Origin of the sequence: Agromyces bauzanensis, from assembly GCF_014645655.1 — a bacterium.
Taxonomy (GTDB): Bacteria; Actinomycetota; Actinomycetes; order Actinomycetales; family Microbacteriaceae; genus Agromyces; species Agromyces bauzanensis.
The window spans coordinates 136,984-157,653 of the sequence record NZ_BMMD01000004.1; the positions used below are offsets into that span (position 1 = coordinate 136,984).

The window sequence follows — 20,670 nt, forward strand, 5'->3', positions numbered from 1 at the left end:
CCGCCGGCGGAGGGTCATCGATCCGAGCGCTGGCGTTCCAGGTGGAGACGACGCAGGCTCATGTTGTCGTCGACCACGGGCTCCGTCTCGCAGATGCCTTCGGGTGCTCGCTCGCGGATCCAGGCGGGGGCGTTGCACACCTCCGTGCTGGCGAAGCGCTCCTTCTCGACGGTGGTGACCTTCGTGGTGTCCTCGGAGGCCTGGTTGCAGCCGACCAGCGTCAGCGTCAGGGCCGCGACCAGGGCTGAGGTGCCGAGGGTGCGTGCGGTGTTCATCATGCTTCCTTCCGTCATCGGTCGTGATGATGCGATCCACGATCCGCTCGAGGGCAGCGATGCCGAATCGGATGCTTCCCCTGAGATCAGGGCCGAAAGACCTGAGATCCGCGCCCGCGACAGTGCCAGACTGGGACCGTGGCCGTGCCACCCGAACCGTCGTCGCCCGTGCTCGTCGGGCGGGATCGGGAACTCGGGATCATCAGGGGGCTCCTCGAACGGTCCGCCGCCGAGGAGGCGCAGACGCTCGTCGTCTCAGGGGACGCGGGCGTCGGGAAGACCGCGCTCGTGACGCGGGCGTGCTCGGAGGGCACCGACGCCATGACGATCTTCGGGGCGTGCCTTCCGCTCACGTCCATGTCGATTCCGCTGCTGCCGATTCGGACCGCGCTCCGGAACCTCGACGAGAGCCTCGAGGAGGCCGGAATCGTCGATCTCGATGGCGACGAACGCGACGTCACCGTCCGGTTCGACGACTGGCTCGGCCGCCGTTGTCGAGTCCACCCCGTCGTCCTCGTCGTCGATGACGTGCAGTGGGCCGATCGTTCCACGCTCGATGCACTCATGTACGTCATCGCGGGCCCCGCTCGTCGTCACCTGACGGTCATCGCAACGCTTCGGGCGGGGGAGGTCGGTCTCGGGCACCCGCTCCAGCGCTGGCTCGCCGACATCCGGCGCCTTCCCCGAGTGTTCGAACTCGGGGTGGAACCCCTCGACCGCACGGGCACCGCCGAGCAGATCGAGGCGCTGATGGGAGGGGTGCCGCATCAATCGCTCATCGACGATGTGCACGGTCATGCTCGGGGCAACCCCTACTTCACCCGGCTCATGGTCTCAGGCCTCACACCCGATGCACGTGCGGCTCCCGTCGCGTTCCCAGTGGATCTCAGCTCCGCGGTGCTGCAGGCTTGGTTCCGGCTCTCGCCCGAGACACGGCGGCTCGCGACCGTGCTGGCAGTGGGCGGCGCGGCGATCAGCGCCGGCGACCTGGCCGAGGTCGTCGCGGATTCCGATGTCGACGGTGTCCGTTCCGCGCTGGCCGAGGCTGTTGGATCGGGCACCCTCGACGGCCTCGTGGACGGCTCGTTCTGGTTCCACCACCCGATGAGTGCAGAGGTGCTCGCCGCAGCGCTGTCGGATGACGAGCGCCGGGAGTGGCATCGACGATTCGCGAACCATCTCGAGGCTCGACTCGAAGAGCCGGCTTCTGTGGCATCCGTCGTCGCCATCGCCGACCATCGGTACCGATCGGGCGAGACGCGCTCTGCCTTCGAATGGGCTCTTCGGGCAGCTGATGCGGTGGAAGGGGCCGACGGGCGCGCGGAGGAATTGCGTCTCCTGCGCCGGGCCGTCGACCTGCTGCCGAGACTCCCGGACATCGCCGACGCCGACGAGCGGCTCGGCGGGCTCCTCCGCCGCCAGCGCTCGGTCGCGGCGGACGCGGGCGCCACGTTCGACGAACTCGAGGCGGTGGAGGCGATGCTCGACCGCCTCGATGACGAGGCCGAACCGCTGGTCGCCGCGGAACTCATCGTGCGCCGGATGCACCTGCGGTTCATGGCCGGGAGGTCCTTCATCGAGGTCGCCGAGATGCGCGAGGCTGTTCGACGTTCGTCGGCAAGCCCGGCGAGCCCCGAGTTCGCACTGGGATTGGCGGAACTCGCGCATGCCGAGCTGTGGGCGGAGATGCCGGATGCCGCGGTGCACGCGCACGACGCGATCGCCGTGGCACGCGACGCGAACGACCCACGCGCTCTCGCGCATGCCCTCGCCGCCGGGTCCATGGCCGCGCTGTACGCCGGCGACGGACTCCGTGCCCGCGAACTCGGGGAGCAGGCGGTCGAGGCCGCGCTCGAGGCGCACGATTGGTTCGCGTACGTGCATGCCGTCCTGTGGGAGGCGAACGCGGTGGAGACGTGGGCATCCGGGTGGTTCGCCGATCGAATGCGCACTCGACGGGTCGAGCTCACCGCGCGGGGCGGCCCGCAGGTGTACATCGCCTGGCTGTCCGCGAACGAGGCGGTCTCGCTGCTCGTCGTCGGCCGTGGCGTGGAATGCGAGGAGCGCCTTCGCGTCGCGCTCGGATCCGACGCCGGCCCGCTCGGTGACGTTCTGGCGCGACTGACGGCAGCGCGATTCGCCGCGCTCCGCGGCCACCTCGGCGATGCGCGGGGCCACCTCCTCCGCGCCGACGAGCTGTTCGCGGACGGGTCGGCGTTCCTCGCGTTCGAGTTCGACGCCGTCCGGGCGGAGGTCCGACTCGCGGGGGGCGATCCGGATGGTGCCTACGAGGCGGCACTGGCCGGTGCGACCGGCGGCGGCTCTCCACCCACGATGTGCGAGTGGCTCATGCCGCTCGCGGCGCGTGCACTCGCCGACCTCGCCCGAGCCGCACGCGACACCGGTGCTGATGCAAGCGATGCCCTCGCCCGGCTCGATGCGCTCGTGGCGCGGTTCCCGCATACGCTCCGAGACGCCGGCGTCCTCACGCCGCTCATGCAACGGCAGATCGTGGCGTTCGACGCGATGTATGCAGCTGAGCAGGCGAGGGCCCGAGGCCGGGCCGATGCGTCTTTGGCCTGGTGCGAAGCTGTCGAGGCATGCAGCACGGCACATATTCCATGGGAGGAGGCTTACTCGCGTTGGCGCGCCGCGGAAGCGCTGTTCGCTCGAGCACGCGGTCGACGGGAGGGCACGGAGATGCTGCGCAGCGGACTCGCGCTCGCGCGCAATCTCGGCGCCCGACCCGTCGAGGGTGAGTTGCTCGACCTGGCGAGGCGCGCGAGAGTTCCGATCGAGGAGCCGTCGTCATTCGCATCCGGCGTCCTCGGTCCGTTGCCCGGGCTGACCCCTCGCGAACGCGAGATCCTCGACCTGATCGTGGTCGGACACACCTACTCCGAGATCGCGCGGGCGCTCGTGATCAGCGAGAAGACAGTGAGCACGCACGTCTCGCACCTGCTCGCGAAGACCGGAACCGCGAACCGCGTGGAGCTCGCCGGACTGGTGCACCGCGTCGCGGATGAGCAGGGCCGCGACGAGTAGGCGGTGACGTCGCCGTGGTGCTCGTCAGCGGGCGGATGCCGCCAGTTCGGCGTCGTCGGACGCGGCATCCGTTCGCACCGGCCGCTTCAGTCGCAGCACGACCACGGTCATCGCAGCTGCCGTGAGCGCCGCGAGCACCATGTGCACCCCCACCGCGAGTGGCGGCAGGCCGTTGTGGGCCTGGTACAGGCCCACGGCGATCTGCACGATCTCGGCGGCGAGGAGCACAACGGTCCAGCGGAGCGTCGGCAGCTTCAGCCGCCACGCCGCGACGAGGAGCAGGAGCGTGAGCGCGAGGAGCGCGTAGCCCGGCCAGGCGTGCACGTGCTCGAGCAACTCGGAGTCGAAGCCCGTGCGACCGGCGTTCGTGTCGCCCGAGTGCGGCCCCGACCCGGTGGTGAGGATGCCGAACACGATCGTGAGGGCGAGCACGGCCGTGGTGAGGTGCGTGAGGCCCGCGTACCATCCGGGGACCGCCGCCTCACGCGGCCCCGGCACGGCGTGCATGCGCACGATGAAGGCCGCGGCGACGCACACGAGCACGAGCGAGGAGACGTAGTGGAATCCGACGATGAACGGGTTGAGCCCGGTCCAGACCGTGATGCCGCCGACGATCGCCTGCGCGATGATGCCCGCGCCCACGATGAGCGAGAGCGCGAACAGGTCGCGGCGCTCGGCGCGGATGCGCCACACGAGCACGAAGAGCAGCAGCGCGACGATGCCGACCACACCGGTCATCAGCCGGTTGCCGAACTCGATCAGCGAGTGGTAGCTGAGCTCGTCGGTGGGCACCAGGGAGTCGGCCGTGCAGGTCGGCCAGGTGGGGCATCCGAGGCCGGAGCCGGTGAGCCGCACCGCCCCGCCCGTCGCGATGATCGTGGTCTGCGCGATGAACGACAGCCACGCGACGACTCGGATGCGCCGGTCGACATGGTCGGGCAGCCACTCGGTGAAGCGGTTCACGCTGGTCGGTCCTGATCCGGGTCGGACTGTGACGGGGCTGGGAGATCGGCCCGGCCGGCAGTGCGACCCTATAGACTTGAGGGGTTGGAGAGTCCCGCGAGGCGCGCGACAACGCGCGATGCGGGTTCCCAGCCATCTTAGGTTCGCACTGGAGCCACCCGCACATCATCGCCCACTCACCGAGCGCCTCGACTCGCGAGGGGAATGAGCCGGACTGATAGCCGGTTGCACGGGAGGAGAAGAGGGAGAGCATGACGGACGTACTGATCGACCGCCCAGAACTGGAAGGGCTCGGCACGTACGAGTTCGGCTGGGCCGACTCCGACGCCGCCGGGACATCCGCACGCCGCGGAATCTCGCCCGAGGTCGTCGCCGACATCTCGGCCCTGAAGGCCGAGCCCGAATGGATGCTCCAGCGCCGCCAGCGCGCGCTGCAGCTGTTCGAGCGCAAGCCCATGCCCACCTGGGGCGCCGATCTCTCGGAGATCGACTTCGACAACATCAAGTACTTCGTCCGCTCCACCGAGAAGCAGGCCCAGACCTGGGAAGACCTGCCCGACGACATCAAGAACACCTACGAGAAGCTCGGCATCCCCGAGGCCGAGCGCCAGCGTCTCGTCGCCGGCGTCGCCGCGCAGTACGAGTCCGAGGTGGTCTACCACCAGATCAACGAGGAGCTCGAGCGCAAGGGTGTCATCTTCATGGACACCGACACGGCGCTGAAGGAGCACCCCGAGTTCTTCGAGGAGTACTTCGGCACCGTCATCCCCGCCGGCGACAACAAGTTCGCCGCGCTCAACACGGCCGTCTGGTCGGGCGGGTCGTTCGTCTACGTGCCGCCGGGCGTGCACGTCGAGATCCCACTGCAGGCCTACTTCCGCATCAACACCGAGAACATGGGCCAGTTCGAGCGCACGCTCATCATCGCCGACGAAGACAGCTACGTGCACTACATCGAGGGCTGCACGGCGCCCATCTACAAGAGCGACTCGCTGCACTCCGCGGTCGTCGAGATCATCGTGAAGAAGAACGCTCGCGTGCGGTACACGACGATCCAGAACTGGTCGAACAACGTCTACAACCTCGTCACCAAGCGCGCCACGGCCGCCGAGGGCGCCACCATGGAGTGGATCGACGGCAACATCGGCTCGAAGGTCACGATGAAGTACCCGTCGATCTTCCTCATGGGCGAGCACGCGAAGGGCGAGACGCTCTCGGTCGCGTTCGCAGGCCCCGGCCAGCATCAAGACGCCGGCGCCAAGATGATCCACATGGCGCCCTACACGCAGTCGTCGATCGTCTCGAAGTCGATCGCCCGCGGCGGCGGCCGCGCGGGCTACCGCGGCGAGGTTCGCGTCGACGCCAACGCGCACCACTCGGCCAACACGGTGCGTTGCGACGCGCTGCTCGTCGACACGATCTCGCGCTCCGACACCTACCCGTCCATCGACATCCGGGTCGACGACGTGCATCTCGGCCACGAGGCCACGGTCTCGAAGGTGAGCGAGGAGCAGCTCTTCTACCTCATGTCGCGAGGCCTCCCCGAAGACGAGGCCATGGCCATGATCGTGCGCGGGTTCATCGAGCCCATCGCCCGCGAGCTGCCGATGGAATACGCGATGGAACTCAACAAGCTCATCGAGATGGGCATGGAAGGATCGGTCGGCTAGGCATGACCGCGCAGATGACCAGCACCCCACAGCGTTCATCAAATCTGGCCACCGCCGAGCAGCACGGATTCCGTCCTCACTCCGACGGCGCGTTCGTGCCCGTGCAGACGCGATCCGAGCGGTTCCGCTCGGTGAACGTCGACGGCTTCGCGCCGGTGACCGGCCGCGAGCACGAGTGGAAGTACTCGCCCGTCGCGGTGTTCGCCGACCTCACGTCGGGCGATCTCGACGGCTCGCGCATCGAGGTCGAGTCCACCATTCGAGAGCCTCAGGACGGCGCGGATGCCCCGGGCGTCGACGTCTCGTGGATCGGCCGCGACGACGCCCGCATCGGCCGGGCCGGCGTCCCCGAGGAGCGCGCCGCCGCCAACGCGTGGAGCTCATTCGGCGAGGCGCTGCTCGTCACGGTCACCGGTGAAGACGAGAAGACCGTCGTCGTCACCCGTCACGGCCTCGGGGCCGCGCCGCGAGCCGCGCACACCGTGATCGAGGCGGCGCCCAACAGTCGCGGTCTCGTGGTGCTCCGTGGCACCGGCGATGCGCGCCTCAGCGAGAACGTCGAGATCGTGGTCGGCGAGGGCGCGTCGCTCACTGTCGTCGCGCTCCAGGAGTGGAGCGACGACGCAGTGCACCTCGCGAGCCACTTCGCCCGACTCGGCCGCGACGCGTTCCTCAAGCACATCGTCGTCTCGCTCGGCGGCAAGGTGGTGCGGGTGAACCCGTCGACCCACCTCGCCGAGCAGGGCTCCGACGTCGAAGCGCTCGGCCTCTACTTCGCCGATGCCGGACAGCACCTCGAACAGCAGGTCTTCGTGCACCACGACGCCCCGCACACCCGCTCACGCGTGACCTACAAGGGCGCCCTGCAGGGCGACGCGGCACGCAGCGTCTGGGTCGGCGACGTGCTCATCGGCAACGCCGCAACCGGCACCGACAGCTACGAGCAGAACCGCAACCTCGTGCTCACCGACGGCACGCGTGCCGACTCGGTGCCGAATCTCGAGATCGAGACGGGCGACATCGTGGGCGCCGGCCACGCGAGCGCGACCGGTCGCTTCGACGACGAGCAGCTCTTCTACCTCATGGCCCGCGGCATCCCCGAGGGGGAGGCGCGCCGGCTCGTCGTCCGCGGGTTCCTCACCGAGATCATCCAGAAGATCGGCTCGCCCGAGCTCGAGGAGCGGCTGAACGCCGCGCTCGAGGCCGAGCTGCAGGGGAGCTGACGTGGCATCCGTACGTGTCTGCGCGATCGACGACCTCGGCGTGAACGAGGCGGCCCGCTTCGTCATCGAGGGGGTGCCGATCGCGGTCGTGAAGGACGCCGCCGGCGCGATCTTCGCCATCGGCGATACCTGCACCCACGGCGACATCTCCCTCTCCGAGGGGTTCGTCGAGGACGACACGCTCGAGTGCTGGGCCCACGGCTCCAAGTTCTCGCTCACGACGGGCAAGCCCCTCACGCTGCCCGCATACGAGCCCGTCCCGGTGTACCGGGTCGAGCTCCAGGACGGCGACGTCCACATCGACCCCGCGGTCAAGCTGGCCGTCTGAATCATCCGCCCAGGCCTGCACGGCCGGCAACCGAAAGAGATCACCCGTCACCATGTCCGTACTCGAGATCAAGAACCTCCACGTCAACGTCCAGACCGACCAGGGCGTACGCGAGATCCTGCGCGGCGTCGACCTCGTCATCAACGAAGGCGAGATCCACGCCGTCATGGGCCCCAACGGCTCCGGCAAGTCGACGCTCGCCTACACGATCGCGGGTCACCCGAAGTACAAGGTCATCGAGGGTGAGATCCTCCTCGACGGCGAGAACGTGCTCGACATGACGGTCGACGAGCGCGCCCGCGCGGGGCTCTTCCTCGCGATGCAGTACCCCGTCGAGATCCCCGGCGTCACGGTCACGAACTTCCTGCGCACCGCCAAGACCGCCATAGACGGCTCGGCACCCTCGGTCCGCACGTGGGTGAAGGACGTACGACAGTCGATGTCGAACCTCCGCATGGACTCGAACTTCGCCGAGCGCAACGTCAACGAGGGCTTCTCGGGCGGCGAGAAGAAGCGCAATGAGATCCTCCAGCTCGAGCTCCTGAAGCCCCGGTTCGCCGTGCTCGACGAGACCGACTCCGGCCTCGACGTCGACGCGCTGAAGGTCGTCTCCGAGGGCGTGAACCGCGCCAAGACGAACACCGGCCTCGGCATCCTGCTGATCACGCACTACACGCGCATCCTTCGCTACATCCACCCCGACTTCGTGCACGTGTTCGTCGGCGGCAGGATCGCCGAACAGGGCGGGCCCGAGCTCGCCGATCGCCTCGAGGAAGAGGGCTACGACCGCTTCCTCGAGCCGGCCGCGAAGTAGACTGACGCCATGGTCAACTCACTCGCTCCCGAGCGCTTCGACCAGGTCACCGAAGCCCTCAAGGACGTGATGGACCCAGAGCTCGGCGTCAACATCGTCGACCTCGGGCTCATCTACGACCTCGGCTGGGACGACGAGCACGACGCGCTCGTCATCCACATGACGCTCACGAGCGCCGGATGCCCCCTCACCGACGTCATCGAGGAGCAGACGGCCGAGGCACTCGACGGCGTCGTCGACGCCTTCCGCATCAACTGGGTGTGGATGCCGCCGTGGGGTCCCGAGCGGATCACCGACGACGGCCGCGACATGATGCGCGCCCTCGGCTTCGCGATCTGAGCCGAACGACTCCGGATGCCCCGCACCGGTCCCTGAGCTTGTCGAAGGGCACGGGGCATCCGCCGTTCCGCAGCCGACCACCGGGCCCCGGCCTCTGAGCAACGGCTCCACGTCCGCGTCACGTCCGCGGAAGCCGCGGTACGCCTCGAGCTGGTCGACGCTGCCGCCGGGCTCGAGCAGCATGCGCCGGAACCGCTCGCCGTTCTCGCGTGTCGCCCCGCCGTGCTCTTCGAAGGCCGAAGCCCTGGTTGAAGCGGCGGGCGGCGACGAGCCGGTCGACGAGGTGCTGCGGCATCCGCTCGTCCGTCTCATGGTGCACGGCGTAGCCCTCGAGGGTCTCGGGGCGCAGCATCCACAGTTCGTTCGCCTGGCTCGGGAACTCGACGAAGTCGCGGTAGACGTTCGTGCCGGCCTGCGACGGGTAGCGGACGCGGGCGAGGAGGCCGTGCAGGGCGTGTCCGAACTCGTGGAAGAGCGTCTCGGACTACGCCCAGTCGGATGCCGCGGGCGCACGCGCCCCGCTCCGCGCAGCCTGCTCCGCGAGGTCGGCCTCGTCGCGGGCGACGTTGCGCGTCGTGGGCGCGACGAGCCGGGTGAGCAGGGCCCGCGACCGCGTCGGGTGAGCCGGCGGTCTCCCCGGCCGTGACGTTCGCCGCGTCGGGGGGACTTCCGGGCTGGCGAGCGGGCGCCCGCGTCGAGTCCCGCGAGCTCCGCCTCGGTGAGGTGGAGCGCGAGGTCGTTGGTGTCCGCGAGCAGGTGCTGCTGGAAGGCCGTCGTGAGGGCGGAGATCCGTTCGCCCGGTGCGGTGAGGCGGCGCGAACTCCGCCTCGAGCGCGTCGATGGCCGCATTCGCGTCGGACGAGCCGGCGTTCTCGAACACGGGCAGCATGCGTCGGAGGACGGCGCCCCGAGCGCTCGAGCGCCACGAGCGAGTCGTCGAACGCGGGCGCGGCCTGGTCGGCGGCGATGGCCTCGACCTCCGCCCGCTGCTCGGCCGTGCCCGCCTCGATCGCCTCCCGGTGGTGCTCGGGCCGGATCAGCGCGAAGAGCGGCAGCTGGCAGGGGAGAGCGCTGGGCTCGAGGAACGCGTTGGATGGCTCGGTCACGCGACCACGATAGGACGTCGTCGGGCGACCCGGAGGCCACCTCCCGCGGCTGCGGTCGTAGGCTCTGAGGTATGCAGCCCGAGGACGAGGCCGTCGAGATCGCACCCGCCGAGGCGTACACGCACGGCCACCACGAGAGCGTGCTTCGCGCCCACTCGTGGCGCACGGTGGAGAACTCGGCGGCCTACGTCGTGCCGCACCTGCGCGAGGGCCTGCGCGTGCTCGACGTCGGAAGCGGACCGGGCACGATCACGATCGACCTCGCGCGCCGCGTGCGTCCCGGGCGCGTGACGGGGATCGACGCGGCCGACGACGCCGTGACCCGGGCCACGGGCCTGGCCGCGAGCGAACGCGTCGACAACGTCGAGTTCCGCGTCGGCGACGCCTACGCACTGCCGTTCGCCGACCGCACGTTCGACCTCGTGCACGCGCATCAGGTCTTGCAGCACCTCGCCCGGCCGGTCGACGCGCTCCGCGAGTTCTGGCGGGTGCTGAAGCCCGGGGGACTGCTGGCGGTGCGCGACGTGGACTACGGCGGGGTCATCTGGAGCCCGGCCTCACCGGGCCTCGCACGCTGGCTCGAGCTCTACCGCGACGTGCACGAGGGCAACGGGGGCGAGCCCGACGCGGGCCGCCACCTCAAGCGCTGGGTGCGCGAGGCGGGCTTCGGCCGGATCGAGACCACGGCCTCCACCTGGGTGTTCTCCTCAGACCTCGAGCGCGAGTGGTGGGGCGGTTCGTGGGCCGAGCGGGCCACGCAGTCGCAGTTCGCGGCGCACGCCATCGAGCAGGGCCACTCCAACCCCGACGAGCTCGAGCGCATCGCCGCGGCGTGGCGTGACTGGGCGGCCGACGAGGACGGCTGGCTGCTCATGCCGCACGCCGAGGTCATCGCCCGGGCGTGATCACCAGTCCTCGTCGGCGTCGTGCGCGTCGACGATCGCGTCGCTGACGCGGGTGCCGTCGTCGAGCTCGACGATCGGACGTCCCTCGAGCCACGTGAGCGTCCAGTGCCGGCCGGCCACGGGCCCGGGGTGGGCCGCCTCGGCGGCGGCGATGCGCGGGCGCAGGTCGGCGGGAACGGAGGCCGGTGGCTCCGCGCCGAACTCCCATCTCGTGCCGAGTCGCATCAGGCCCCCATCTCGTACATCACCCAGTCCGTGCGGCGGGCGAGCGTGTCGTACAGGCGCCGGGCGTCGGCATTGTCGGCCGCGGTGATCCAGCTCACGCCGCCCGAGCCGACCTCGAGCGACCGGGTATGCACGAACTCGATGAGGGCGCGTCCAACGCCGCCGCCGCGCGCCTGCTCGTTCACGTACAGGTCGCCGAGGAAGACGCCGCGCGTCGCGCGCAGCGTGTCGGGCACGACGCGGAACTGGGCGAGACCGACGGGCGTCCCCTCGTCGTCGACCGCGAGGGCCGCCTCGAGCGGGTCGTTCTCGTCGCGGATCCAGTTCCACACGATCAGCGCCCTGGCGTCGTCGAGCTCGGTCTCGTAGAACTCGCAGTACGCGGCGAACAGGGGCAACCAGCCGAAGAAATCGTCGTCGCCCGCCATGCGGATCTCGTGTGCCATCGCGTCTCCCGTCACGGTGCCTCGAGCATGATGTCCCGTACCCCGAACTCGTCGGCCTCGGTGAAGCCGAGCCCGGCGATACGCCCGACCGCGCGCAGGTCGGACTCCGCGGACCGCAGCAGCGCGATCGCCGCGGCGGGGGCGGCGATCACAGCGCTCGCCACGGGGGTCTTCTGCGATGCCTTCGCGTCGGTCTTCGCGCGTCGGACGCCGGTGAGGGCGAGGCTCGTGAGCTCGAGCAGCTCCACGCCGGCCTCGCCGCGGGCGTCGAGCTCGTCGAGCGTCGGCCACGCGGCCACGTGCACCGACTCGTCGTGGGACCAGCGCCACGCCTCCTCGGTGGCGAACGGGATCACCGGGGCGAAGAGTCGCAGCAGCACCCCGAGCGCCGTCCTCAGGGCGGCCACCGCGGAGGCCTGCTCGGGGCTCGGCTCGCCGTAGGCGCGCTCCTTGACCAGTTCGAGGTAGTCGTCGCAGAACGTCCAGAAGAACGTCTCGGTGACCTCGAGCGCGCGGGCGTGGTCGTAGCCCTCGTAAGCGCGGCTGGCGCTCGCCACGACGTCGGCGAGCCCGGCGAGCATGCTGCGGTCGACGGGCACGGTGACCGGGGCATCCGACCGCCCCTCGAAGCCGAGGATGAACTTCGCGGCGTTCAGCACCTTGATCGCCAGGCGCCGGCCGATCTTCACCTGCGTCGGGTTCTGCGGGTCGAACGCCGCGTCGGTGCCGAGACGGGAGGATGCCGCCCAGTACCGCACCGCGTCGGAGCCGTGCTGCTCGAGCAGGCCGGCCGGAGTCACGACGTTGCCCTTCGACTTCGACATCTTCTTGCGGTCGGGGTCGACGATGAAGCCCGAGATCGCGGCGTTCGCCCACGGTGCGACGCCGTGCTCGAGTTGGGCGCGCAGGGTGGTCGAGAACAGCCACGTGCGGATGATGTCCTGTCCCTGCGGGCGGAGCGCGTACGGGAACACGAGGTCGAACAGCTCGGGGTCCCGCTCCCAGCCGCCGGCGAGCTGCGGCGTGAGCGACGAGGTCGCCCACGTGTCCATGACGTCGTGCTCGCCGATGAAGCCGCCGGGGGCGCCGCGCTGCGACTCGTCGTAGCCGGGCGCCGGCGCCGAGGAGGGGTCGATGGGCAGCAGGTCGCGCGTGGCCACGATCGGCTCGTCGAACTGCGGGTTCCCGTCGCCGTCGAGGCGGTACCACACCGGGATGGGCACGCCGAAGAACCGTTGGCGGGAGACCAGCCAGTCACCCGAGAGGCCGCCCACCCAGTTGTCGTATCGCACGCGCATGAACTCGGGATGCCAGTCGATCTCGCGACCGCGCTCGAGGAGGTTCGCCTTCAGCGCCTCGTCACGCGCACCGTTCACGATGTACCACTGTCGCGTCGAGACGATCTCGAGGGGCCGGTCGCCCTTCTCGAAGAACTTCACCGGGTGCGTGATGGGCTTCGGGTCGCCGAGGAGGTCGCCCGACGCACGCAGCTGCTCGACCACGGCCTGCTTCGCCGAGTAAGCCGTCTTGCCCGCGAGCTCGGCGAACGCGGCACGGCCGGACTCGGAGATGATAGCCTCGGGCGCTTCGGCGATGATGCGGCCGTCGAACCCGATGATCGCCCGGTTCGGCAGGTCGAGCTCGCGCCACCACACCACGTCGGTCACGTCGCCGAACGTGCAGATCATGGCGATGCCCGTGCCCTTGTCCTTCTGCGCCAGGTGGTGCGCCACGACCGGCACCTCGACGCCGAACACCGGCGTCGTCACGGTCGTGCCGAACAGCGGCTGGTATCGCTCGTCGTCGGGGTGCGCGACGAGCGCGACGCAGGCTGGGATGAGCTCGGGACGGCTCGTCTCGATCTCGACGGTGCCGCCGTCGTGCCGGTGGAAGGTCACCCGGTGGTAGTGGCCGGGCTGTTCACGATCTTCGAGCTCTGCCTGAGCCACGGCGGTACGGAACGTCACATCCCACAGCGTCGGCGCCAGGGCCTGGTACGCCTCGCCGCGCTCCACGTTCCGGATGAACGCGAGCTGCGACGTGAAGATGGCCTCGTCGGCGATCGTGCGATACGTCTGCGTCCAATCGACCGAGAGCCCCAACGAGCGCCACAGCGCCTCGAAGTGCTGCTCGTCCTCCACCGTCAGCTTCTCGCAGAGCTCGATGAAGTTGCGGCGGCTGATGGGCGCCTGGTCGGCGGCCCTGACGCTCTTGCCCTCGGCGCCTTCGAGCGGCGGCACGAAGTCGGGTTCGTAGGGCAGCGAGGGGTCGCAGCGCACACCGTAGTAGTTCTGCACGCGGCGTTCGGTGGGCAGGCCGTTGTCGTCCCAGCCCATCGGGTAGAAGACGTGCCGACCGCGCATTCGCTGATATCGCGCCATGAGGTCGGTGTGCGTGTACGAGAAGACGTGGCCGATGTGCAGCGAGCCGGACGCGGTGGGCGGCGGGGTGTCGATCGAGAAGATCGACTCGCGAGTGGCCCCGTCGCGATCGAACCGGTAGGTGCCGTCAGCCTCCCAGACACCGCCCCACTTGGCTTCGAGGCCCTCGAGCGCGGGCTTGTCGGGGATGCGGGCGTTGTCGGTCATGATGCTCCGGTTCGATATGTGCGGCACCGAGTCCGTGATGAGGTGCCTGAGTATGCGACGCTCCAGAATACCGGACCGGACTGCGTGCCCGAGCGCGGCGAGTGCGCGTCGTTCCCGCCGCCGGCGGGTCGTCCGTCGGTCTCAGCCTCGGACGATCGTCACGGAGTGGTGCGTGACGCCCGTCGGCCCGCTGATCGTGACCGTGTAGACCTGGCTCTCCTCCGAGCACTGGAACGCGAGGTTCGAGTACCCGGACGCCGAGGTCGGCACCGCCTCGTACGGGGCGGCCTGCGCGTCTGTGGTGCCGACGCCGATCCAGGCCTCGGTCGCGTCCTCGCTCGACCAGCTGAACACGAGGGGGACGGATGCCACGCCGCCCGAGCAGTCGGCCGTCGCGGGCTCGGCGGTGAACGAGGTGAAGACCGGCCCGGTGGCCGGCGGCGGCGCGGGCTCCGTGGTGGGTTCGGGCGTCGGCTCGGCCGGAGGCGGGGTCGGCGCGGCGCTCTGGGTCGGCGTCGCGGTCGCGTCCCCGGGCGTCGGGCCGGGTCGAAGGAAGAGCAGCACGAGCAGGACCACGACGGCGAACGCGAGCACGCCGATGACGGCCCACAGCCAGTTCATCCGACGCTCCCCGGTGGGGCGCGTCTCCCCACCGGGTGCGACGGCGGCCGGCGTGCCGATTCGCTCGGTCGCGGGTTCGCGCGGAACCGGTCGTGTCGCGTCATCCTCGCTCATGGCGCCTCCCTGGGTCGCCCTGATGCTAGTGGCGTCGCGGCTCGCTGGGCAATGCCCGTTCCGGGTGGCGGGACGGCAACCGGTCGCGCGTCAGGAGCTCCTCGCGCTCCGCGAGCATCCGCGGGCCGGTGCCACACAGGTACCCACCCCACCACGTCATGGCGTCAGGCGCGGCGCGTCGGCGACGAGCTGAGCGGTGTACGGATGCCTCGGCTCGGCGAAGACCGCCTCGGTTCCGCCCGACTCGACGATGCGCCCCGCCCGCATCACCGCGACGTGGTCGCTCATGTGGCGCACGACGCCGAGGTCGTGCGAGATGAACAGCATCGCGAGGCCGCGCCGGCGCTGCAGGCGGTCGAGCAGGTCGAGGATCTGCGCCTGGATCGTCACGTCGAGTGCCGAAACGGGTTCGTCGCAGATGAGCACGTCGGGCTCTGCGGCGAGTGCGCGCGCGATCGCGACGCGCTGGCGCTGGCCGCCCGAGAGGTTCAGCGGGCGTCGCCGGGCGACGGATGCCACGAGTCCCACCTGGTCGAGCAGGTCCTCGACGCGCGGGGCGGGCCGGCCGGTCCCGCGTGCGCCGACCGATGCCGCGTCGGCGAGGATGCGTCCGACGCTCCATCGCGGGTCGAACGAGCTCAGGGCATCCTGGTAGATCGCGCCGATTCGCCGTCGCATCGGACGGCGTTCGCGTTCGGGACGGCTCGACCACGCCTCGCCGTCGAGTAGCACGACACCGGAGTCGGGCGCGGTGAGACCGAGGGCGAGGCGCGCCACCGTCGTCTTGCCCGACCCCGATTCGCCGACGAGACCGAGGGTCTCGCCGGGGCGTAGCGCGAGCGACACGTCGTCGACGGCGAGGAGGCGACCGCCGGGCACGCTGAAGCCCTTCGCGACGCGGTCGAACCGGAGGAGCGGCGGTCGCTCGGGTGCGTCGGAGCCGGTTGCGATCGGAACCCCGGTCGGCGGTGGCCCCGGGATGGCGGCCGGGGCGGACGTGGCGACGGCCAGCGCCGTGCCGCGCGGCCGCTCCGTGGGCACCGCGGCGATGAGCGCCCGGGTGTAGGGCTCGCGCGGCGACCGCAGGACGTCGTCGGCGGTGCCGTCCTCGATCACCTCACCGTGACGCGTCACGAGGATCCGGTCGGCGAGTCGGCTGACGACGGCGAGGTCATGGCTGATCAGGAGGATGCCCGTGCCGGCCTCGCGGATCTCGTCGAGCAGCGACAGGATCCGCGCCTGCACGCTCACGTCGAGTGCCGTCGTGGGCTCGTCCGCGATGACGAGCGGCGGATCGAGGGCGAGTGCCGACGCGATCAGTGCGCGTTGGCGGAGCCCGCCCGACAGCTCGCCGGAGCGCCGCCCCGCCGCGAACTCGGGATCCGGCATGCCGACGCGGGCGAGCAGTCCGAGGACGCGCGCGCGGCGGGCGGCCGGCGGCATCCGCTCGTGGATGCGCAGCGGGTCGTCGATCTCGCGGCCGATCGGGCGGAGCGGGTCGAGCGAGACCAGCGCGTCCTGCAGGATGAGGCCGACCTGGCGGCCGCGCACGTCGCGCCAGGTGCGCTCGCTCGCGGACCCGAGTTCGCGACCGAGCACCCGGAGCCGATCGGAGCGCGTCCGAGCGCCGGCGCCGGCCATGCCGAGGAGCGCGCGTGCGGTGACGCTCTTGCCCGAGCCCGACTCCCCGACGATCGCGACGCACTCACCGGGCCGGATCCGGAGGGAGATCCCGTGCACCACCTCGTGGTCGCCGAAGGCGACGCGAAGCCCCGCGACGTCGAGGAGCGGCATCCGTTCGCTCAACGCCCCTCCCTCCCGCGGCGCGTGAGCGCCCGGCCGAGCATGGTCGTCGCGATCGTGGTGCCCACGATCATGAGCCCCGGGAACACCGTCAGCCACGGCGCCGTCGGCAGGTACGTGCGGCCGGCCGCGAGCATCGCCCCCCATTCCGCGGCGGGCGGCTGCGCGCCGAGACCGAGGTAGCTGAGCGCCGCCGCCCACACGATCGCCTGTCCGACACCAAGCGTCGCCAGCACGAAGAGGGGTACGAGCGCATTGGGCAGCAGGTGGCGCGCGAGGATGCGACCGGGCGAGTGGCCCAGCACCCGGGCGGCCTCGACGTAGTGGGAGGAGCGGATCCCGACGAGCTGCCCGCGGATGATGCGCGCATAGCCGGGCGCCGTCGACAGCCCGACCGCGATCGTCGCCGTCACCGGTCCGGGACCGGCGACCACGATGACGAGCAGCGCCAGCAGCAGCCCGGGGAACGCGAAGAGCACCTCGATCACGCGACCGACCCCGAAGTCGAGGACTCGGCCGCCGAAGCTCGCCAGCACGCCGAGCACGAGGCCGAGGGCGAGGCCGATGAGGGTCGCCGAGACGCCGATGAGGAGCGATGACGCGGTGCCGGCGATGACTCTGCTGTAGACGTCGCGGCCGGACTCGTCGGTCCCGAACCAGTGCGCGAGTGACGGCGACTCGAAGGCGTCCGCGGCGGCGATCCGGTTCGGGTCCTGGGTCCAGACGAGGGACGGCGCGACGGTGGCGACGGCCAGGAACGCCACGAAGGCGACGGCGAGCACGGTGCCGGCACGCGGCATCCGTCGCCGACGCGGTCCGAGGTGCTCGGCGGATGCCTCGACCGTCGTCTGCCGCAGTTCGAGCTCGCTCACCGGGCGCCCTCCTGCCGCAGCCTGGGGTCGGCGAGGCGGGACGCGACATCCGTCACGACCGTCATGACGACGTAGACGAGCGCGACGAGGAGCACGACACCGGTGACGACGGGCACATCGCGGAGGGTGACGGCCTGCAGCAGCGTGCGGCCGAGTCCGGGCATCGCGAAGATCGTCTCGACCACCACCGCGCCCGAGAGCAGCCAGCCGAGCGCCCAGCCCGAGAGGCTGATCGCCGGCAGCGAGGCGTGCCGGATCGTGTGCCGGAGGCGGAGTCCTGTCGTGTTCTCGCCGCGGGCGCGCGCAGAGACCACGAACGGCTGCTGCAGGGCGTCGAGGAGGCTCTCGCGCATGACCTGGGCGAGGAATCCCGCGAGCGGGATCGCCAGGGTGGCGACGGGCAGCACGAGGCCCGCAGGCGTGCCCGTCGCGATGGGCGGAAACCAGTCGAGGCCCGTGCTGAAGATGGCGATGAGCACGGCGGCCAACCAGAAGTGGGGGAGTGCGGCCGCGGTGAGCTCGATGCCCTCGCCGACGGCGGCGGCCACGCGCGCACGGCCGGTCGACCAGAGCGAGAGGCCGAGTGCGAGGATCCAGGCGACGAGGAGCGCGAGCACGGCCAGCAGCATCGTGCCGCCGAGCTGACCGCCGAGGAGGTCGGCGACCGGCGTCCTGAGCGCGTAGGAGGTGCCGAGGTCGCCGGTGACGAGGCGCGCGAGCATGGCGAGGTACTGCACGAGCAGCGGCTGGTCGAGTCCGTAGTCGCGGCGGACCTGGTCGAGCGCCTCCTGGGAGGCCTGCGAGCCGGGCCCGCCGAGGATCGCCTCGGCGGGATCGCCCGGGATGAGCCGGATCGCGAAGAACGTCAGCGTCGCGACCGCCCACATGACGAAGACCGCTCCGGCGGCCAGCACGGCGACGCGGTGCAGGATGCCGCCGCGTCGCCGACGCGGGTCAGCCGGCGAGCCAGGCGTCATAGAAGGTCGGAGTCGAGACGGTCGGCATCGTGCGTGCGCCCTCGACCCGGGCGTCCAGAAGGAAGCTGTTCTGCTGGTCGTAGAGCGGGAGCAGGTAGTAACCGCCGAGGATCCGCTCCTGCGCCTGCCGGTACAGGTCGGCGCGCGCCGCCTCCTCGCTCGTCGATGCGGCCTCGGTCAGCAGGGCGTCGACCGCGGGGTCGTCGAGCTGCGCGAGGTTCGCGAAGTAGCCGCTCGGAGCCGGCGTGATGCTGTCGGAATGGTACAGGATGCGCAGCACGTCGGGGCCGACCTTCGTGTAGGGAGCGCTCACGATCTCGTACTCGTGTGCGAACAGCGCGCTGTACCAGCTCGACAGGTCGAGCAGCTCGATCGCGACGTCGAACCCGGCCTGCTTCGCGGTCGCCTGCACCTGCTCGAAGAGCGACTGCTCGGCCGGGATCGACTGGTTGGTGCTGACGGGGAAGCGCAAGGTGAGGCGGACGCCGTCCTTCATGCGGATGCCGTCGGCGTCGCGGTCGGTCCAGCCGGCCTCGTCGAGGAGCGCGTTCGCCGCGTCGAGATCGGGTTCGAAGAGCGCTTCGTCCGAGTATGCGAGCTGCTCGGCCGAGGAGAGTGCCGAGTACGACCGCTCCGCGGTGCCGAAGAAGAGGGCGTCGATGCCGTCGTTCACCTCGACCGCTCGGATGAAGGCCTCGCGGACCCGTTCGTCGTCGAACGGCGCCTGGCCGGAGTTCAGCTCGATGCGGTTCGCGGCGCCGGGTCGCGGTGCGTCGATCCACGTGAGCACGTCGTCGCCCTCGGCGGCGGCGATGGTGTCGGGCTGCGGGTTGTCGATGACATCGACCTGCCCGCCCTGGAGCGCCGCGTACCGCGACGCGGCATCGGGTACGAACCGCCATTCGATCGCGTCGAGGTAGGGGGGGCCGTCGTGGCCGGCGTCGGCGGGCGGCGAGCTGTAGTCGTCGTTCCGCACGAGGGTGACGTGGTCCTGCTTGACCCACTCGCCCACGATGAACGGGCCGGTGCCGACCGGCGCCTCGCAGTTCTCCTCCATGCCGCGGGCGATGCCCGCGGGCGACTGCATGGCGGTCCACGGCTGGCTGAGCGACTCGAGCAGCGCGCTGTCGGGGGCAGTGAGCACGAACCGCGCCGTGAGGTCGTCGACGGCCTCGACCCGGTCGACCTTGCCCATCGCGAGGTAACCGGTGGATGACTGCGTCGCCGGATCCTTCAGATGCTCCACGTTGACCGCGACGGCCTCCGCGTCGAAGTGGGTGCCGTCGGTGAACGTCACGCCCTCGCGCAGCGTGAACTCCCACGCGAGTCCGTCGTCCGACGGCTCCCACGACTCGGCGAGCCACGGAATGATCTCGCCCGACGTGTCGCGCGAGACGAGCGATTCGAGGAACTGCCCCGCGAGGAGGGCCTGCGGATAGTTGCCCCCGACATGCGGGTCGAGACAGGTCGGTTCGGCGTCGCCGCTCGCGTAGACGAGCGTGCCGCCCTCGACCGGGTCGCCGGATGCCTCGTCGGGCTCGGCCGCCTGGCACCCGGCGAGTGCGACGGCCGAGACGAGCGCGATGGCGGGGAGAGCGATTCGCCGCCACGGGCGGAGAGTGGTCACGGTTGCAGTGGGCATCGAGATCCTTGCGGGAGGGGGAGGTGGACTGGGTGCGTCGTCGGAGCCCGATTCATCCTGTCATCGCCGGGAGAGGGCGACAACCGACTTGTTCGAGTAACAATAGAACAATAGACTCAATGCGTGCGCATCCGCATCGACCCGACCCTTCCCACGCCGCTCTTCGAGCAGCTCGCCTCCGCCGTCCGCTCCACGATCATCGACGGCCGGGTGATCGGTGGTGAGCGCCTGCCTGCCGCGCGCCGGCTCGCCGAGGGCCTCGGCGTCAACGTGCACACCGTGCTGCGCGGATACCGGCTCCTCCGCGACGAGGGCCTCATCGAACTGCATCGCGGCCGCGGCGCCGTCGTCGCGACCCGCCTCGGCGGGCACGCCGCCCTCGCGGGCGCGATTCACGACCTCGTCGACGAGGCGAAGCTGCACGACCTCCCCGAGAGCGCGCTGCTCGCCCTCGTCAGCGAGGCCTATCGGTCGGCGCCGTCGGCTGCAGGGGTCCTCCGCACCGGGCCGACGCGGTAGTCTGGAGGGCAACGACGTCGATCCGGCCATCACCGGGGAGTCTTCGGAAGAACGCGAACGGATGTCACGGCACATCCGCTCGTCAGTAGAACCGAACGGGTGGCCCGTCATAGCCGAATGAGAGGCTCGTCCGGGTCTCGAGAAGCCGCTGACGCGGCTCCTCGACCGCCGGAGGGGCAAGCGAGGTGGTACCGC

Annotated in this window: 18 protein-coding genes and 1 pseudogene; 8 read left to right on the forward strand and 11 right to left on the reverse strand. The window is 70.6% G+C overall.

Annotated elements, in window-relative coordinates:
* Nucleotides 1-14: 14 nt before the first annotated feature.
* On the reverse strand, nucleotides 15-275 hold the full coding sequence (locus IEX31_RS05565; RefSeq protein ID WP_188742451.1) for a hypothetical protein: 261 nt from the start codon (nucleotides 273-275) through the stop codon (nucleotides 15-17).
* A 138-nt stretch (nucleotides 276-413) separates the two neighbouring features.
* On the opposite strand from IEX31_RS05565, the gene IEX31_RS19430 reads away from it, so the two are divergent.
* Entirely contained in the window at nucleotides 414-3,320 is a 2,907-nt protein-coding gene (locus IEX31_RS19430; protein WP_188742452.1) for a helix-turn-helix transcriptional regulator, read from the forward strand.
* A 24-nt stretch (nucleotides 3,321-3,344) separates the two neighbouring features.
* Here IEX31_RS19430 and IEX31_RS05575 read toward each other — a convergent pair whose 3' ends face one another.
* Nucleotides 3,345-4,283 (reverse strand): COX15/CtaA family protein, encoded by a 939-nt coding sequence (locus IEX31_RS05575; protein ID WP_229662131.1) that lies wholly within the window; start codon nucleotides 4,281-4,283, stop codon nucleotides 3,345-3,347.
* Between the two features lie 251 nt (nucleotides 4,284-4,534).
* On the opposite strand from IEX31_RS05575, the gene sufB reads away from it, so the two are divergent.
* Genes sufB through IEX31_RS05600 form a run of 5 tightly spaced genes read left to right on the forward strand, consistent with a single transcriptional unit; the run spans nucleotide 4,535 to nucleotide 8,657 of the window.
* Complete coding sequence (gene sufB / locus IEX31_RS05580) at nucleotides 4,535-5,953, forward strand: Fe-S cluster assembly protein SufB (RefSeq protein WP_188742453.1); 1,419 nt, start codon at nucleotides 4,535-4,537, stop codon at nucleotides 5,951-5,953.
* 14 nt (nucleotides 5,954-5,967) lie between these two features.
* Nucleotides 5,968-7,176, forward strand: coding sequence for a Fe-S cluster assembly protein SufD (gene sufD / locus IEX31_RS05585; protein WP_188742454.1), 1,209 nt, complete (start codon nucleotides 5,968-5,970; stop codon nucleotides 7,174-7,176).
* A 1-nt stretch (nucleotide 7,177) separates the two neighbouring features.
* Nucleotides 7,178-7,504: a non-heme iron oxygenase ferredoxin subunit gene (locus tag IEX31_RS05590; RefSeq protein WP_188742455.1), complete on the forward strand. Its 327-nt coding sequence runs from the start codon at nucleotides 7,178-7,180 to the stop codon at nucleotides 7,502-7,504.
* Between the two features lie 52 nt (nucleotides 7,505-7,556).
* Nucleotides 7,557-8,318 (forward strand): Fe-S cluster assembly ATPase SufC, encoded by a 762-nt coding sequence (gene sufC, locus IEX31_RS05595; protein WP_188742456.1) that lies wholly within the window; start codon nucleotides 7,557-7,559, stop codon nucleotides 8,316-8,318.
* A gap of 9 nt (nucleotides 8,319-8,327) precedes the next feature.
* Entirely contained in the window at nucleotides 8,328-8,657 is a 330-nt protein-coding gene (locus tag IEX31_RS05600; protein ID WP_188742457.1) for a metal-sulfur cluster assembly factor, read from the forward strand.
* 84 nt (nucleotides 8,658-8,741) lie between these two features.
* Here IEX31_RS05600 and IEX31_RS05605 read toward each other — a convergent pair.
* Nucleotides 8,742-9,135: pseudogene (locus IEX31_RS05605) on the reverse strand (M3 family metallopeptidase); the annotation flags it as partial.
* A 699-nt stretch (nucleotides 9,136-9,834) separates the two neighbouring features.
* On the opposite strand from IEX31_RS05605, the gene IEX31_RS05610 reads away from it, so the two are divergent.
* Nucleotides 9,835-10,668, forward strand: a complete 834-nt coding sequence (locus IEX31_RS05610; protein ID WP_188742458.1) for a methyltransferase domain-containing protein — start codon at nucleotides 9,835-9,837, stop codon at nucleotides 10,666-10,668.
* On the opposite strand, the gene IEX31_RS05615 is transcribed toward IEX31_RS05610, so the two are convergent.
* The 8 genes from IEX31_RS05615 to IEX31_RS05650 form a co-directional block, all read right to left on the reverse strand.
* Complete coding sequence (locus tag IEX31_RS05615) at nucleotides 10,669-10,893, reverse strand: hypothetical protein (protein WP_136706914.1); 225 nt, start codon at nucleotides 10,891-10,893, stop codon at nucleotides 10,669-10,671. It lies immediately after the preceding gene.
* Nucleotides 10,893-11,339, reverse strand: a complete 447-nt coding sequence (locus tag IEX31_RS05620) for a GNAT family N-acetyltransferase (RefSeq protein ID WP_188742459.1) — start codon at nucleotides 11,337-11,339, stop codon at nucleotides 10,893-10,895. Before IEX31_RS05620 ends, IEX31_RS05615 begins: the two co-directional genes overlap by 1 nt.
* Nucleotides 11,340-11,350: 11 nt before the next feature.
* Nucleotides 11,351-13,927: a valine--tRNA ligase gene (gene valS, locus IEX31_RS05625; protein WP_188742460.1), complete on the reverse strand. Its 2,577-nt coding sequence runs from the start codon at nucleotides 13,925-13,927 to the stop codon at nucleotides 11,351-11,353.
* Between the two features lie 141 nt (nucleotides 13,928-14,068).
* The gene (locus tag IEX31_RS05630) at nucleotides 14,069-14,662 is read right to left on the reverse strand and encodes a hypothetical protein (RefSeq protein ID WP_188742461.1); all 594 of its coding nucleotides are present in this window, start codon (nucleotides 14,660-14,662) and stop codon (nucleotides 14,069-14,071) included.
* Between the two features lie 156 nt (nucleotides 14,663-14,818).
* A complete protein-coding gene (locus IEX31_RS05635) occupies nucleotides 14,819-16,456 on the reverse strand; it encodes a dipeptide ABC transporter ATP-binding protein (RefSeq protein WP_188742494.1) in 1,638 nt (545 codons plus the stop codon).
* 8 nt (nucleotides 16,457-16,464) lie between these two features.
* A complete protein-coding gene (locus IEX31_RS05640) occupies nucleotides 16,465-17,265 on the reverse strand; it encodes an ABC transporter permease (RefSeq protein WP_188742495.1) in 801 nt (266 codons plus the stop codon).
* 68 nt (nucleotides 17,266-17,333) lie between these two features.
* The gene (locus IEX31_RS05645; RefSeq protein WP_188742462.1) at nucleotides 17,334-18,314 is read right to left on the reverse strand and encodes an ABC transporter permease; all 981 of its coding nucleotides are present in this window, start codon (nucleotides 18,312-18,314) and stop codon (nucleotides 17,334-17,336) included.
* Nucleotides 18,292-19,956 (reverse strand): ABC transporter substrate-binding protein, encoded by a 1,665-nt coding sequence (locus tag IEX31_RS05650; RefSeq protein ID WP_188742463.1) that lies wholly within the window; start codon nucleotides 19,954-19,956, stop codon nucleotides 18,292-18,294. The genes IEX31_RS05645 and IEX31_RS05650 overlap by 23 nt, the downstream gene beginning before the upstream one ends.
* Nucleotides 19,957-20,079: 123 nt before the next feature.
* Between IEX31_RS05650 and IEX31_RS05655 the strand changes: the two genes are divergently transcribed.
* Nucleotides 20,080-20,475: a GntR family transcriptional regulator gene (locus IEX31_RS05655; protein WP_188742464.1), complete on the forward strand. Its 396-nt coding sequence runs from the start codon at nucleotides 20,080-20,082 to the stop codon at nucleotides 20,473-20,475.
* Nucleotides 20,476-20,670 lie beyond the last annotated feature (195 nt).